Annotated in this window: 17 protein-coding genes; 10 read left to right on the top strand and 7 right to left on the bottom strand. The window is 67.7% G+C overall.

All coding sequences use genetic code 11. The annotated features are described in order from the left end of the window. Window positions 1-20: 20 nt before the first annotated feature. The 10 genes from GTZ97_RS02015 (at window position 21) to GTZ97_RS01970 (ending at window position 8,048) form a co-directional block, all read left to right on the top strand. Window positions 21-638 (top strand): type IV toxin-antitoxin system AbiEi family antitoxin domain-containing protein, encoded by a 618-nt coding sequence (locus GTZ97_RS02015; RefSeq protein ID WP_161648819.1) that lies wholly within the window; start codon window positions 21-23, stop codon window positions 636-638. Continuing rightward, window positions 635-1,543 carry a nucleotidyl transferase AbiEii/AbiGii toxin family protein gene (locus GTZ97_RS02010; protein ID WP_161648818.1) on the top strand — a complete coding sequence of 303 codons (909 nt, stop codon included), beginning with the start codon at window positions 635-637 and terminating at the stop codon, window positions 1,541-1,543. Before GTZ97_RS02015 ends, GTZ97_RS02010 begins: the two co-directional genes overlap by 4 nt. 405 nt (window positions 1,544-1,948) lie before the next feature. After that, the gene (locus GTZ97_RS02005; RefSeq protein ID WP_161648870.1) at window positions 1,949-2,599 is read left to right on the top strand and encodes a glutathione S-transferase family protein; all 651 of its coding nucleotides are present in this window, start codon (window positions 1,949-1,951) and stop codon (window positions 2,597-2,599) included. A 111-nt stretch (window positions 2,600-2,710) separates the two neighbouring features. Further along, window positions 2,711-3,427 (top strand): hypothetical protein, encoded by a 717-nt coding sequence (locus GTZ97_RS02000; protein WP_161648817.1) that lies wholly within the window; start codon window positions 2,711-2,713, stop codon window positions 3,425-3,427. A gap of 149 nt (window positions 3,428-3,576) precedes the next feature. After that, entirely contained in the window at window positions 3,577-3,801 is a 225-nt protein-coding gene (locus tag GTZ97_RS01995; protein ID WP_161648816.1) for a GSU2403 family nucleotidyltransferase fold protein, read from the top strand. 77 nt (window positions 3,802-3,878) lie between these two features. Then, the gene (locus GTZ97_RS01990) at window positions 3,879-4,739 is read left to right on the top strand and encodes a complex I NDUFA9 subunit family protein (RefSeq protein WP_161648815.1); all 861 of its coding nucleotides are present in this window, start codon (window positions 3,879-3,881) and stop codon (window positions 4,737-4,739) included. Next, window positions 4,733-5,209 carry a DUF2269 family protein gene (locus GTZ97_RS01985; RefSeq protein WP_330863525.1) on the top strand — a complete coding sequence of 159 codons (477 nt, stop codon included), beginning with the start codon at window positions 4,733-4,735 and terminating at the stop codon, window positions 5,207-5,209. Before GTZ97_RS01990 ends, GTZ97_RS01985 begins: the two co-directional genes overlap by 7 nt. A 25-nt stretch (window positions 5,210-5,234) precedes the next feature. Continuing rightward, the gene (locus GTZ97_RS01980; protein ID WP_161648813.1) at window positions 5,235-5,825 is read left to right on the top strand and encodes a DUF4166 domain-containing protein; all 591 of its coding nucleotides are present in this window, start codon (window positions 5,235-5,237) and stop codon (window positions 5,823-5,825) included. 73 nt (window positions 5,826-5,898) lie between these two features. Then, on the top strand, window positions 5,899-7,773 hold the full coding sequence (locus GTZ97_RS01975; RefSeq protein WP_161648812.1) for a sensor histidine kinase: 1,875 nt from the start codon (window positions 5,899-5,901) through the stop codon (window positions 7,771-7,773). Between the two features lie 32 nt (window positions 7,774-7,805). Further along, window positions 7,806-8,048 carry an oxidoreductase-like domain-containing protein gene (locus tag GTZ97_RS01970; protein ID WP_201748120.1) on the top strand — a complete coding sequence of 81 codons (243 nt, stop codon included), beginning with the start codon at window positions 7,806-7,808 and terminating at the stop codon, window positions 8,046-8,048. On the opposite strand, the gene GTZ97_RS01965 is transcribed toward GTZ97_RS01970, so the two are convergent. The 7 genes from GTZ97_RS01965 to GTZ97_RS01935 form a co-directional block, all read right to left on the bottom strand. Then, complete coding sequence (locus tag GTZ97_RS01965; RefSeq protein ID WP_330863523.1) at window positions 8,021-8,731, bottom strand: RES family NAD+ phosphorylase; 711 nt, start codon at window positions 8,729-8,731, stop codon at window positions 8,021-8,023. The genes GTZ97_RS01970 and GTZ97_RS01965 overlap by 28 nt on opposite strands. Next, a complete protein-coding gene (locus GTZ97_RS01960; protein ID WP_161648811.1) occupies window positions 8,728-9,108 on the bottom strand; it encodes an antitoxin Xre/MbcA/ParS toxin-binding domain-containing protein in 381 nt (126 codons plus the stop codon). The genes GTZ97_RS01965 and GTZ97_RS01960 overlap by 4 nt, the downstream gene beginning before the upstream one ends. 78 nt (window positions 9,109-9,186) lie before the next feature. Beyond that, window positions 9,187-10,545, bottom strand: a complete 1,359-nt coding sequence (locus tag GTZ97_RS01955) for a DEAD/DEAH box helicase (RefSeq protein ID WP_330863522.1) — start codon at window positions 10,543-10,545, stop codon at window positions 9,187-9,189. Next, window positions 10,542-11,882, bottom strand: a complete 1,341-nt coding sequence (gene dbpA, locus GTZ97_RS01950) for an ATP-dependent RNA helicase DbpA (protein WP_236650971.1) — start codon at window positions 11,880-11,882, stop codon at window positions 10,542-10,544. The genes GTZ97_RS01955 and dbpA overlap by 4 nt, the downstream gene beginning before the upstream one ends. Before the next feature lie 132 nt (window positions 11,883-12,014). Next, complete coding sequence (locus tag GTZ97_RS01945; RefSeq protein WP_161648809.1) at window positions 12,015-12,893, bottom strand: transglutaminase-like domain-containing protein; 879 nt, start codon at window positions 12,891-12,893, stop codon at window positions 12,015-12,017. Window positions 12,894-12,991: 98 nt separating this feature from the next. Next, window positions 12,992-13,273 (bottom strand): DUF427 domain-containing protein, encoded by a 282-nt coding sequence (locus GTZ97_RS01940; protein WP_161648808.1) that lies wholly within the window; start codon window positions 13,271-13,273, stop codon window positions 12,992-12,994. A gap of 47 nt (window positions 13,274-13,320) precedes the next feature. Continuing rightward, a complete protein-coding gene (locus GTZ97_RS01935; RefSeq protein ID WP_161648807.1) occupies window positions 13,321-14,556 on the bottom strand; it encodes an MFS transporter in 1,236 nt (411 codons plus the stop codon). Window positions 14,557-14,615: the final 59 nt, after the last annotated feature.

Genomic DNA, 14,615 nt, shown 5'->3' with positions numbered 1-14,615 from the left:
TTTTGCCTACAATAGGTAACATGAGGACCAAAGGTCATAGGACACACCGCGAAAACGCGCTCCGTCTAACCAGGGCGCTGGGGATTGCGCGCGCACGCGATTTCAAGGCCGCAGGCATTCCACTCGTCTACCTGAAGCGCATGACCGACGCGGGCGAGCTGACACGCCTCAGGCGTGGGCTTTACCAGGAGCCAGAAAACGTAGGGTCACATGTAGCGCACGATCTCGCAGAAGCCGCGCGCCTGGTGCCAAATGGGGTGATCAGTCTGATCAGCGCCCTGAACTATCACGAGTTGACCACCCAGTTACCGCATGCCGTCTGGATGACGATTCCACACAAGGCCCGCTCGCCTCAAACGCCGGGCTTTCGCCTGGAAATCGTCAGGGCCACCGGCGAGGCCTTGACGGCCGGGATCGAGCATGTCGAGGTGGAAGGCGTCCACGTGCCGATCTACGGCGTAGCCAAAACTGTCGTTGACTGCTTCAAGCACCGACGCCACGTTGGTGAGGATATCGCCATTGAAGCCCTGCGAGATGCCCTTCGCCAACGGAAAACCACGCCTGGCGAGCTCATGGCATTCGCGAAGATTGACCGGGTTGCCGGTCTGATAGAGCCCTTGATCAAGGCCATGCAATGAAAGACATCGCGGCATCGATCCGACAACGGCTCTACAACCACGCCCGCCAGCATGGCGAAGACTTCACCTGGGTGCTGAGCCGCTACGCCATCGAGCGATTCCTGTTTCGCCTGAGCCTGACCGAGGCTGGCGAGCACTACGTGCTCAAAGGCGCCACACTTTTCGTCACCTGGCCAGAGCATGTCTCCCGCCCAACCAAGGACCTTGATCTTCTAGGTCAGGGCAGTCCTGATCCAATCGCCTTGACGGACTTGTTTGCGCGCATCTGCGCCGTCAGTGCACCCGTAGATGGCATCGTTTTCGATCTAACAACATTGAAGGTCGAGCCTGCCCGAGAGGCTGACAAGTACCAGGGCGCGACGCTCAGATTGCAAGGGCTCCTTGACCGTGCAGTCATTCCAGTGCAGATCGACATCGGATTCGGCGATCACGTCTACCCAGCGCCTAAGCGCGCAGACTTCCCGTGCCTGCTCGACGATCTACCCCGGGCCAGCATCCTGATGTACCCGCCAGAGACGGTCGTTGCAGAGAAGTTCGAAGCCATGATTCGGTTCGGCGAGGCCAACAGTCGGCTCAAAGACTTCTACGACATCTGGCTTGCAACCCGAACTTTCACCTTCGACCTAGCGGCGATGGTTGAAGCGGTGTCCGGCACGCTACGACGCCGCGAAACCTCTGTTCCCACATCCATGCCTATAGGGCTTGGCGATACATTCGCGTCCTTCGTCGAGCAGAAGGGCCAATGGACAGCCTTCTTGCGACGCACGCGCCCGACTGTCAACCCTCCTGAGTTCGCGCAACTGGTAGAGGAGTTACGCCGCTTCTTTCGCCCGATCATTACCGGATTGGCACAGCCCGAGGCTGCTCAAGGACAATGGGACCGGCATGCAGCAACATGGCGCTAAGCAAGGGCGTAGACATGTTCTCGGACGCTTCCGGCATGAAGCCCCAAAGCGGTTTGGTCCATTCCGTTGATTTGTTCAATATTGCAGCGGCGCATTCAAGTGACTGCTTTCGTCGGTGGCGGGCGTTCGCTCAGGTCTTGCCGAATGACTTAGTTCAGCCTGTAGCAGCCACCCAACCGCATCCGCTCGGCTACCACTACAGCGCACTCCTGACTCCCCTCCCCTACCCCACCGCCCCCCAAACAGCCCCACCGAGCGGCCCACACAGCGAAGTAAAGGAGGAGTGGCCGGCGCAGCCGGGCACGGGGGACATGAGCGGCGTGGGCCGCTCGGTGGGGCTGTTGCGCGCAAACCCAGGCAAACTGGACGCCACAACCAGCAACCCAGGAGCCCACCATGCCCGCCATGCGCCTCATCGGCATGCTTGATTCACCTTACGTCCGCCGCGTCGCGATTTCGATGCGCTGCCTGGGCGTGCCCTTCGAACACGAAGCGGTGTCGGTGGTCAGCACCTTCGAACAGTTTCAACGCATCAACCCGGTCGTGAAGGCGCCCACGCTCATCTGTGCCGATGGCGAGGTGTTGATGGATTCGTCGCTCATCCTGCAGTTCATCGAGGCGGCGCACACCGGCGGGCGGGCGCTGTGGCCGAGCGACCCGGCCGAGCTGCAGCATGACTTCCGCGCCTTGAGCCTCGCGCTGGCCGCATGCGAAAAAGGCGTGCAGTCCATCTACGAACGCAACCTGCGCCCGGCCGACAAACAGCACGCGCCTTGGCTGGCGCGCGTGCGCGGGCAGCTGGCCGCCGCGCTGGCCGGGCTGGAACACGAAGTGGTGCAACGGGGCGCTGCACTGGCGCCGCGCGACGGCGTGCCCGCGCGGCAGGCGGGCATCACGGCGGCGGTGGCCTGGCAGTTCGTGGGCGCGGTGGAGCCCGATGTGGCCCACGCCCAGGCCTACCCTGCGCTGGCTGCCTTGGCCGCGCAGATGGAAGCCACCGAGGCGTTTCAGTCCTTTCCGCCCGTGGGGCCCGGCGTGAGCCCGCCTGCGGCCTGAACGCCCGCGCAGCCCCCCAAATCCCGATTGGCATCAGGGGTGCTGCCCGAAGTTGTGGCATGGGCGAGCGGCCAACAGAATGGCCGCACACCAACCACTGCGGGGATCACCATGAAACACCTCTTTGCCGCCCTGGCGCTGGGCGCGGCCGCGTTGCCGGCCGTGTCTGCCACGACCTTGGCTTACTGGGATTTCAACAGCGACGACGGACAGGTTTCGACCGGCTCGCTGCTGCCTTCTGAAGGTGGGGGCACGATGGCCTTGATCGGCGGCGCCCAGGGCCTGTTCACCTCGGGCTCGCCGGGCGACCCGGCCGGCTTCCCGCTGGACAGCGGCTGGTCGGTGGGCGGCTTCCCGGCGCAGGGCACGGCCTCAGCCACGGCGGGGCTGGCGGGCTTGGTGTCCACGGTGGGCTACCACCAGATCGTGCTGTCGTTCGACCACAAGACGCAGCCCAGCGGCAACAAGTGGTTCGCCGTCGAGGCCACGTCCGACGCGGGCGACGCATGGGCCCGCGTGGCCACCTTCGCGGTGCCAGCGGCCGACACGTGGTCCACCGCCAGTTTCGACCTCACGGCCGCCCTGCCCGGCCTTGCCAACCAGGCAGGCTTCGGTTTTCGGGTGGTGGCCATCTTCGAGCCCGGCACGCTGGCCTACCAGGCCGTCGAGGCCGGCTACAACGGCGACTTCGGGCTGGTGATCGACCGGCTGACGGTCCAGGCCACGCCAGTGCCAGAGGCCGGCTCGATAGCTCTGGCCCTCGCCGGGTTCGCAGGTGTGGCGGGGATAGCTGGCAGGCAGGCGCGGCGGGGGCCCTGCCCTTCCTAAGCGATTGATTCATCTGAATTCACCGTACGAAATGCGAATTCGAGTTTTTTACGGTGATGCATTACCTTCCCATCTCTGATGCGGCTACCCGCCATGCCATCGACTCGGCCGCTATCCATGCGGAATGGCTGCGCGCGTAGGCCGCTTCTGTGTGCATCCAGGCTGGTGCGCTGGCCACCCAGGATGTCGATCTCTTGTGGGCCGCCCGCAAGCGGGTTCAGTTTGTCAGCATGATGGCCCGGCTCGACAGCTCCATGCTGACACTGCTGCAGCGTGCGGACGCGTTCCTGAACACGCCCCGGTTTGAGCAGACCGTCGTGTCGGCCACGGGACGGATGGCACACATGCTGGATGAGCAGTTGCTGCTTGGGTAAGGGCCCGCGGCACGCCGCCTGCCCATGCGTTGCCTGAGGGCGCCTCGCCCACCGCCTGACCGGCCTGGAGACCCACCATGCACATCCTGCTCACCGGCGCCAGCGGCTTTCTGGGCCGACACATTGCCGCGGCACTGCAAGCCGCCGGCCACACGGTGCAGCCCGTGTCGCGCCGGCAGGGCCATGACCTGTTGCAGTTGCAGCGCCCGGTGGACTGGCTGCCGCTGCTGGCTGGGGTCGATGCCGCCATCAACGCCGCCGGCCTCATCGGCGAAGCGGGCGCGCAGACCTTCGAGGCCGTCCACACGGCTGCGCCCACCGCGCTGTTTGCCGCCTGCGCGCAGGCTGGCGTCGGGCGGGTGGTACAGATCTCGGCACTGGGGGCCGATGCCCAGGCCTTCTCGGCCTTTCACCTGAGCAAGCGCGCCGCAGACGACGCGCTGCGCGCCAGCCCGCTGCGCTGGATGGTGTTGCGACCCGCGCTGGTCTATGGCCCGGGTGGAGCCAGCGCCCGGCTGTTCATGCGGCTGGCGCGGCTGCCGGTGATCCCGGTGCTCGAAGGCGGGCGCCAGCCGGTGCAACCCGTGCACGTGGGCGATGTGGTGGCCGCCGTGTTGGCCGGCGTCGACACGCCCGATGCCGGTCAGACGGTCGACGTGGTCGGCCCCGAGGTGATGACGCTGGCCGAGTGGCTGCAGGCCATGCGGCGGGCCCAGGGTTGGCCGCCGGCCCGCCTGGTCGATGTGCCGCTGGCGTTGGCGCGCGGGGCGGTGGCCCTGGGTGGCCTGTTCACGCCGCTGGCGCGACCCGACAACCTGCGCATGCTGCGCACCGGCTACACGGCCAGCCCCGAGGGGCTCACCGCCTTGCTGGGCCGCCCGCCGCTGCCGGCCACGCCCGCGCGCATCCTCACCATTCTCGACAGGAGCCCATCATGAGCTACCTCACCCTCAAGACCATCCACATCCTGAGCATGGTGCTGCTGTTCGGCACCGGGCTGGGCAGCGCCTTCTACAAGTGGATGGCCGACCGCAGCGGCAATGTGGCCCACATCGCCGTGACCAACCGCCACGTGGTGCTGGCCGACTGGCTGTTCACCACGCCGACCATCGTGATCCAGCCACTCACGGGCCTGTGGATGGCCCACATGATCGGCCTGCCGCTGAGCACACCCTGGATCGCCATCAGCCTGGGGCTCTATCTGCTGGCCGGCGCCTGCTGGCTGCCGGTGGTGTGGCTGCAAATCCGCATGCAGCGCCTGGCCGAGGCGGCTGTGTCGGGCGGCACGCCGTTGCCCGCGAGCTACTGGCGCATGGCGCGCGCCTGGTTCTGGCTGGGTGTACCGGCCTTCATCGCGATGGTCGCGGTGGTGGTGTTGATGGTGATGAAGCAAACGCCCTGGGCCTGATGCCCGACAGGCGAAGGAGACGACCATGGACAACCTGATGCAACGCGCACTCGGCCCGCGGTGGGCCCAGCTGCCACCGGCCTTGCAGGCGCACTATCTGCAAGGGGCCGACGGCATGGCCATGGATCGCGGCCACATGGATGTGAGCTACCCGCGCTTCATGCAGCCCGCACTGAGCGTGCTGCGCTGGGTGGGCGCGCTGGTGCCCCGCCGGGGCGCACAGGTCGCCACCACCGTCTTGCGTCGCGCGGCCACAGGCCGGCTGCACTGGCAGCGCACGCTGACCTTTGCCGACGGCGAGGTGGTGCACTTCAACAGCGCCTGGGAGCCCGGCCCACACGGCAGCGTGATCGAGTTCGTGAACCCGCTGCTGGGCCTGGAGATGAAGCCGTTCGTAGAGGGCGCGCAACTGCGTTACGAGGGCCTGCGCTTTGTCCTGCGTCTGGGCGGGCGGCTGTTCACCTTGCCAGAGTGGCTGCTGGGCCACACCACCATCGTCGAAGAGGCGGTAGACGACACCCACTTTCGCATGGATTTCCGGATGACGCACCCGGTCGCGGGCGAGGTGTTCCGCTATGCGGGCGTGTTCGCCGCGGGGGTGTCCGATTCTCAATGACAGGGTTCGACTCCATGTGCAGGTGGCGCCAATGGCATAAATTGCGCAAAAGCATCACCGGGAGGATCGGCCAATGCAAGGCGTGCAGTGGCGCAATCGGCTTCAGGGCGGCGGCGCCCGCCTGCGCATCGGGCTGGCGTTTTCTGCGCTGGCCATCGTGCTGTTTGGCGGCGTGGGTTACTTCTCGGGGCGCGCAGCCTGGTTGCAAAGCGAACGGGAAGCCGCCGCGACCCTGCAGCAGGTGGCCGACCGGCTGGCCCAGCGGCTCGACGCCGACATGGCCGCCCGCTACCGCGACATCGACCAGCTTGCACAACTGATCGACCTGATGGCGCTGCAGCCCGACCCGGCACGCTGGCGGGAACTGCTGGAGCAGGTTCAGCAATCCAGCCACCACTACAGCTGGATCGGCGTGACCGACCGGCAAGGCAAGGTGATTGCGGCCACACAAGGCCTGCTTGAAGCGGTCGACGTGAGCCAGCGGCCCTGGTTTGCGCAGGGCCTGCAACAGACGAGCGTGCTGGGCGTACATGACGCCAAGCTGTTGGCCTCGTTGCTGCCTGCGCCGGCCTCTGGCGAGCCGCTGCGCTTCGTCGACGTGGCCGCCCCCTTGAAGCAGCAAGGCCACACCGTGGGCGTGATCGGTGCACATCTGAGCTGGGAATGGGCCGATCAGCGGCGGCGCGAGGCGCTGGCGGCGCACACAGCGCGCGCAGGCATCGAGATCGTGTTGACCACCGACGGGGGCGACATCGAGCTGGGCCCGCGCGAGCCCGCCCTGGGTGAGGGGGCCAGGCAAACCATGCAGACACTGCTTCGCACGCCGCAGCCGCTGCAATGGTCTGACGGGCAGCGCTATCTGACGGCCACGAGCGCCAGCAAGGCCATGGGCGATTACCCCGGCATGGACTGGTGGGTGGTGGTGCGCCAGCCCGAGGCGCTGGCCATGGCCGAGCCGGCTGCGCTGGCCAGGCGCCTGTCGTGGACGACGGCGCTGGGCGTGGCGCTGTTTGGCGGCCTGGGATGGCTGCTGGCCGACAGGCTCACGCGCCCATTGCGGCAGGTGGCCGCCCATGCGCGGGCGCTGATGCCACACGCCGGCCCGCAGCCACACGACGAGGTTGACCAGCTCGCCCAATCCTTGAGTGGCCTGCTGGCCGACTTGAAGCAGCGCGAAAGTGAGCTGACCGCGCTCAACGCGGCACTGGAGTCGCGCGTGCAGGCGCGCACGGCCTCGCTGAAGCAGGCCAACGAGGACTTGCGCGCCTTCAGCCGCAGCGTGTCGCACGACATCCAGGGGCCGCTGGGCTCGATGGCGTTGCTGCTGCGCCAGACGCTGGACGCAAAGGGCACCGACCTGCCCGCCGGCGTGCAGCGCACGATGGGCCTGGTGGCGCGGGAATGCGAGCGCCTACGCCAACTCTCGGCCGAGCTGCTGGCGCTGGCCATGGTCGAGCAACGCGAGATGGCCTGCGAACGGGTCGACCATGCGGCGCTGGTGGCCGAGGTGCTCGACGAGCTGCGCGCCGCCGCGGCGGGCCGCTTCCCGGATGTGGTGGTGGGCGAGTTGCCGGTGTCATGCGGCGACCCGCTGATGCTGCGCCAGGTCTGGGCCAACCTGTTGTCCAACGCGGTGAAGTTCTCGGGCAAGGCCGATGCGCCCCGCATCGAGGTGCGGGCCGAGGCGCAGGGCGATCACCTGGTCTTCACGGTGGCCGACAACGGCGAGGGCTTTGACGAGGCCCAGGCCTCGCGGCTGTTCGGCGTGTTCCAGCGCCTGCACAAGGCCTCGCAGTTCCCGGGCACGGGGGTGGGGCTGTCCATCGTGCGAAGGGTGGTCGAGCGCCATGGCGGACGCGTGTGGGCCACATCGCCCGCCGGTGCAGGCGCGCGCTTCCATGTCGAACTGCCCACCCAGGCCTGTGAGGACAAAGCGGACCCAGCCTGACGCCGCCACGCGCTTGCGAGACAATCTCGCCCATGAGCACGCAGCCGGCCGCCCCGCTTGACCGCCACCCGGATCACGACCCCATGCCGCAGCCGCCCGAGCCGCCCGACATCAACGCGTGTTGCGGCAGCGGTTGTGATCCGTGCATCTTCGACGCCCATGACATGGCCATGGACGACTACCGTCAGGCGCTGAGGGCATGGCAGTCGCGCCAGCCCACGGCTGCGGCGCCCGCGGATGGGCCTGATCAGGCGAAATCCCAGACCAGGTGCTGACCGGGGCCCGACATCATCACGCTGCTGCGCGTGGCCTTGCACTGCCAGCGTGACTCGGGCATGGGCGACGCAGCCGTGAGCGCAGCCGGCGTCAGGGCCACCGCACACACCCCACCCGGGTCGCGCACCGAGGCATACCGAATCCAGTACACGCCACGATCGGCCGCCGCTTCGGCCAGCGCCTGGGTGGCGCTGTAGTCGTTGGGGTGCTGCCAGGCCTTGGCGTGGCGCGACCAGGGCTTGGCCATCAGATCGGCACAAGGGCCTTGCACCTGGGCTTGGAAAAAGGTGTGGCGCGTGATGAGCGATTCGCGCACGAGACCCGCGCTGTCCATGATGAAGCGCCAGCGCCAATAGGCCACTTCGGCCGCAGCCGTCTTGAGCTCGGCCGCGCCGTACCAGACCCCCAGCGTACCGGCGCGCCGAAAACGGCTCGGATGCGCCGGCCGGTAGCGAAACGGGGTGAACAGGAGGTAATGCTGGCCGGGCGCGTGCGGTCGCAAGGCGGGCTTGCTGCCTTCCAGCAGCTGTTCGAGCACATCCTGCTCGGCTGCGCTGTCGACCAGTCGCATGGTCGAGGCAATGTGTTGATCCTCTACCCCGCGCCACGCGGCCATGGCCTGCTCGGCCACGTGCTCAGTCAGCCAGTCTGGCGACCAGTCAAGGCGCTTGGTCTGGCTCACGCGGGCGCCCGCATGCCGTCGAGGTAGTTGAGCACGGCCACCAGGCCGTCTGCACGCTCGATGAGCTTGATCGGCTCGCCACCAAGCGCCCGGTTGGCAGAACGCATCCACAACAGCCGCTTTTGATCGTCGTGGCCCACCAGGGCATCCAGCCCGCGGAACACGCGCACGAGCATCAGGGCCAGTTCGCCTTCTTTCGAGGCCGGATCGATGCCCTTGTCGCCATGGTGGATGCGGGAAATGGTGGGCGCGCTCAGGCCGATGACCCGCGACAGCGCCGCGCCACTGAGCCCGAGCATCTCGGCCGCGCGCACGGTGGCCTTGCCCAGCACAAGCTGGGGCGTGGCCTCGGGGCGCAGGGCGGTGACGGCGGGCATGGCGCGGGCTCCGGTTACTTTCAGATGAAATTTTTCAGCGCTGATCTGAAACTATTTCATCATGCCGGGCGCACTTCGTCAAGCGGCGTGCGGATCACTGCCGGTCCCGCCACCTGCTGCCGCCGCCTCGCGCAGCTTGTCCTTCTTGCTCTTGCGCTTGCCCTTGATGCCGCCCGTGCCGTCGGGATCGGTCAGCGGGTTGCGCAGGGGCTGGGGCTTGGTCGGCGCCGTCTGCTTCATCTCGAAGCCCGGCACCTGCTCGCGCGGCACGCGCAGGCCCTGCCGCTTCTCGATGAGGCGGAAGTGGGCCTCGTTGTCGGCGTTCACGAAGCTCACGGCCACGCCGCTGTGGCCGGCGCGCGCGGTGCGGCCGATGCGGTGGAGGTGGTCGTCCGGTGAGCGCGGCAGGTCGTGGTTGACCACCGCGGGCAGCGCCTCCACATGCAGGCCGCGCGCGGCCAGGTCGGTGGCCACCACCACCTGCAGCTCGCCGGCCTTGAAGGCCTGCAGCACCTCGCGCCGCGCGGTCTGGCTGGCGTCTGCGTGGAAGGCTGCCGCCCGGATCCCGTGGCGCTGCAGCTTGAGCGCCACCATGTCGCACGCGTGACGCGTGGCCACAAACACGAGCACCTGGCGCCAGCCCTCGGTCTGGATCAGATGGCGCAGCAGCGGCGTGCGCTGGGCAGCGTCGACCTGGATGGCGCGCTGGTGGATGTCGGGCACCGAGACGGCCTCGGCGCGCACGTCGATGCGGGTGGGATCGTGCAGCAGTTGTTCGGCAAGCGCCTCGACCTCCGGGGCCAGCGTGGCCGAGAACAGCAGATGCTGGCGGCGCGCCGGCAGCAGCGCCAGCACGCGCTTGAGCTCGTCTTCGAAGCCCTTGTCGAGCAGGCGGTCGGCCTCGTCCAGCACCAGGGTCTGCACGCCATCCAGGCTCAACGCGTTGTGGTCGATCAGATCGAGCAGGCGACCCGGCGTGGCCACGACGACGTCTGCCCCGCCGCGCAGCCCCATCATCTGCGCGTTGATGGACACGCCACCGAACACGCAGCCCCAGCGCAAGGGCGCATTCAGACAGGCCGACGCATCGCGGATGGCCTCGCCGATCTGCAGCGCCAGCTCGCGCGTGGGCGCCAGCACGAGCGCCCGCGTGGGGCGACGGGCGCCCGCCCCTGCCCTGGACGCAGGGCCACGCCGATGTGCGTCTTCGATCTGTTGCAGGATGGGCAGCACGAACGCCAGCGTCTTGCCCGAGCCTGTTTGCGCCAGCGCCAGCACGTCGCCGCCAGCCAGCGCCGCCGGGATGGCCGCCGCCTGCACCGGCGTGGGCGTCGACAGGCCGAGTTCGTCGACCGATTGCTGCAGACCCGGGCCCAGGCCCAACTCGGCAAACCCTGCCGAGACTGGGTCGGGCACGGCGTGGTCGGGCCCGCTCACAGCGCCCTCACCTTCACCGACTTGCCCTTGACCTTGCCGCCTTGCAGGCCCTTCAAGGCCTTGTCGGCAATGGCGCGGTCCACGGCCACATAGGTCGAAAACTCGTTGACGTTGATCTTGCCAATCTGGGCGGCCTCTAGCCCCAAGTCTTTGGTCAGCGCGCCCAGCACGTCACCGGGCCGGATCTTTTCCTTGCGGCCACCGAGGATCTGCAGCGTGACCCGCGGCGGGCGCAGCGGCTCGCGCTCGGTGGACGGCGTCAGTTCGCTCAAGGGGTGCCACTCGCTGGCGCGCCCTTGCATGACGTCGATGCGGCCCACCCGGCCCATCTCGTCCATGCTGGCCAGGCTGAAGGCCCAGCCCGATTCACCGGCACGGCCGGTGCGGCCCACACGGTGGGTGTGCACCTCGGGGTCGGGTGTGATGTCGACGTTGATGACGGCTTCGAGCTGCGCGATGTCCAGCCCGCGCGCGGCCACGTCCGTGGCCACGAGCACGCTGCAGCTGCCGTTGGCGAAGCGCACCAGCACCTGATCGCGATCACGCTGGTCGAGGTCGCCATGCAACTCGAGCGCCACGATGCCTTGCGCCTGCAGCACGTCGACCAGATCGCGACACTGCTGCTTGGTGTTGCAAAACGCAATGGTGCTGGACGGGCGGAAGTGATCGAGCAGCAGGCCCACGGCGTGCAGCCGCTCCGATTCCTTCACCTCATAGAAACGCTGGCGGATGCGGCTGGTGTCATGCTGTTCGGCCAGCTTGACCTCTTGCGGCTCGCGCATGAAGCGGCGCGCCAGCTTGTCGACGCCTTCCGGGTAGGTGGCCGAGAACAGCAGTGTCTGGCGCTGCTTGGGCGCCTGCGCCACCACCTGGGCAATGTCATCGGCAAAGCCCATGTCCAGCATGCGATCGGCCTCATCGAGCACCAGCGTCTGCAGGCCGTCGAGGTTCAGCGTTTCGCGCGCCAGGTGGTCCAGCACCCGGCCCGGTGTGCCCACGATGATGTGGGCGCCGTGTTCCAGGCTGGCGAGCTGCGGGCGAATGGGGCTGCCGCCACACAGCGTGACGACCTTGATGTTGTCTTCGGCGCGCGCCAGGCGACGGATCTCGGTGGTGACCTGATCGGCCAGCTCGCGCGTGGGGCACAGCACCAGCGCCTGCACGCCGAAAAAGCGCGGGTTGAGCCGGGACAGCAGCGGCAAGCCAAAGGCCACCGTCTTGCCGCTGCCGGTCTTGGCCTGGGCGATGAGGTCTTTGCCAGCGAGCGCCAGCGGCAGGCTGGCGGCCTGGATGGGCGTCATCGCCCGATAGCCCAACGCCTGCAGGTTGGCCTGCATGGCCTCGGACAGAGGCAATTGCGAGAAGGACGGGCCGCTGACGGCGGCGGGCGTGGTCGGGCGGCCAGAAGCCGGGTCAGACGCCGGGGTCGCCGGGTTGGCCGGCGAAGTAGAAGAGGTCATGCGCGATTATCAGCCCCAGTGCACCGCGGCGTCGGTCGAGATGGCTTCGGTGCGGTGTCGGGGCATCTCGCACAGCCCTTGCGCATCCTGCAACGCCTGCACCCGGATGGTGGGCGGTTGAGACTGGACCGAGCCAAAGATGGTGGCGAACGACACGTCGGCCGCGTCGCGCCCGGTACCAAAGCGCACAAAGCCCATGGGAATGGCCGTGCCAGATGGGTCGAAGATGTACCAGCGGCCACCGAGAAACACCTCGACGTAGGCGTGGAAGTCGGTCGGGCCCAGCGCCGGATCGGCCCCGAAGTCGATGCCGGTAGCAAAGCGCGCCGGAATGTTGAGCGCGCGGCACAGCGCAATCATCAGATGCGCAAAGTCGCGGCAGACCCCGCGCCCCTCATTGAGCGTGTCAATCGCCGAGGTGGCACTGGTGGTGGTGTTGCTCTCGAAACGCACGCGCTGCCGCACCCAGTCCTGAATGGCCACCACGCGCGCATAGCCCTGCGGCAGCTGCCCGAACTCGGCCATCACCAATGGCCCCAGCAGGTCGGACTGGCAATAGCGGCTGGGATAGATGAAGCTCAGCACCTCGGTAGGCAGCCGAGCCACTGGCGTCTCGGCGATGAGCTCGGGGGCACAAATGTGGTGATGTAAATCGACCACCGCGTGATAACTCACCCTCAAAGGACCGGCCCAGGCACTCAGACGCAGGTAGCGGTTATGGCTGACCGGATCGGTGAAGACCTGGGGCAGGACGGCCTGGCTGATGTCCAGCCGTTCGCTGCGGATGACCTGACAGCGGGTGTGCGCGCCATGGATGTTGAATACGAAATCGGCGCCGGGGGGTGCCACTTCGTACACAAGGTCGACGGACAGTTCAATGCGGACCACGGGAATCTCCAGGGCCACACAGGAACGCGACCAACTTTCCGATCCCATTGTGGCCCACATGCGCGCGCCCCGCGCGCCATGCCGGCATCACCCCGCTTTCAGTCGGAGATCGTCACGCCGGGCATGAACGCCACACGGCCCTTGATCTCTTGCGCGGCTTCGGTTGGCTCGGGGTAAAACCACACGGCGTCGGGCTTCATTTCGCCATTGACGAACAGGCTCAACCACTGGGCCTGGCCCTTCCAGGCGCAGCTGCTTCGGTGGTTGCTGAAGGTCACGTACGCGTCCTTCAGCGCAGCGCGGGGAAAGTAGTGGTTGCCTTCGAGGGTGACGATGTCGTCGCTTTCGGCGATGACGACGCCGTTCCAGATTGCTTTCATGATGGGGCCTTGTGTGCTGCGGCGCGCCAGGCGCCATCGGGCGCATGCTACGCCAGTTCGGCAGCGGGCCCGGGCGTTTGGCGCAGCGCATGCAGCTGCCACGCGATGCAGGCCAGCGCGGCGCCCAGGCCTGTGGTCAACATGGGCCAGCCGCCATGCTCCCACAACCAGCCGCCGGCCCAGCCCAGCGTGCCGCCGCCCAGGTAGTAGCACAGCAGGTAGGCGGCCGTCGCCTGGGCCTTATGGACGCCGCCCTCGCGCCCGGCCCAACCCGAACACACGGCGTGCAGCGCAAAGAAGCCGAACGTCATCAGGCTCAGGCCCGCCACGAACACGGGCAGGACGGGCACGCACGCCAGCGCCAGACCCACGGCCGTGATCGCGGCCGAGCCCATGGCGACGCGGCCCATGCCATGGCGCCCGGCCCACCGCCCCGCCAGGCCGGATGACAGCACACCAAAGATGTAGCAGGCAAAGATAAGCCCCGCGTGAGCCGGCCGCAATGACAGCGGCGGGGCCTGCAGCCGAAAGCCCGCGTAGTTGTAAGCCGCCACAAACAGGCCCGAGGCCAGCGCACCACACAGGTACAGGCGCGGCAGGCGACGGTTCAGCAGCACGCGGCGCCAGATTGCCCAGGACACCCAGGCGCCCTGGCGCGCGCCCCGGCCAGCCGGCAGCGCCGCAGAGGCATGGCCCGGCGAGAGCATGCGCGCAATGCACATCAGCGCCGGCACACACAGCGCCGACACGGCCAGCAGGCACGCGGGCCAGCCGACCCACTCGGCCATCACACCAATGCCCACACGCCCACACATGCCCCCCAGCGCCGTGCCGGCCACATAGGTGCCCATGGCGCGCGACAGCCGGCTCGCGGGCACCGCCTCGGCCACGTAGGCCATGGCCGTGGCCGGCACTGCGCCCAGACACAAGCCCATCAGCGCGCGGGCCCACAGCAACTGAGACCAACTGGCGCTCACGGCCGACAAGGCATTGAAGATGGCCGCCGCCAGCAGCGCAGACAGCATCAGGCGCCGCCGGTCGGTGGCCGCGCCGCGCAGGGCGCTCACAAAGAGCGTGAGCGCCAGTGTGCCGATCGACACGGACAAGGCCAGCGCGCTGTCGGCCGCGCGAATGCCGAACTGCTGCGCAAACGCCGGCAGCAAGGGCTGCGCCGCATACAGCAGGGCAAACGTGATGAAGCCGACCAGGAACAGCGCCCATTCGGTGAGGCGGGTATCTGAAGGCAAGGCAGCCGGGGGAGAAGACAGCAGAGACGATGACACCGCGCATTCTTGGATGCCGCTCACCATCTGTCCAATATATTGTTCATCGACAAACCATA

Origin of the sequence: Aquabacterium fontiphilum (assembly GCF_009909205.1) — a bacterium.
In the GTDB taxonomy this organism is placed as follows: Bacteria; Pseudomonadota; Gammaproteobacteria; order Burkholderiales; family Burkholderiaceae_C; genus Aquabacterium; species Aquabacterium fontiphilum.
Note: the sequence above shows the minus strand (reverse complement) of the source record. Positions and strands in the feature narration are given on the sequence as shown.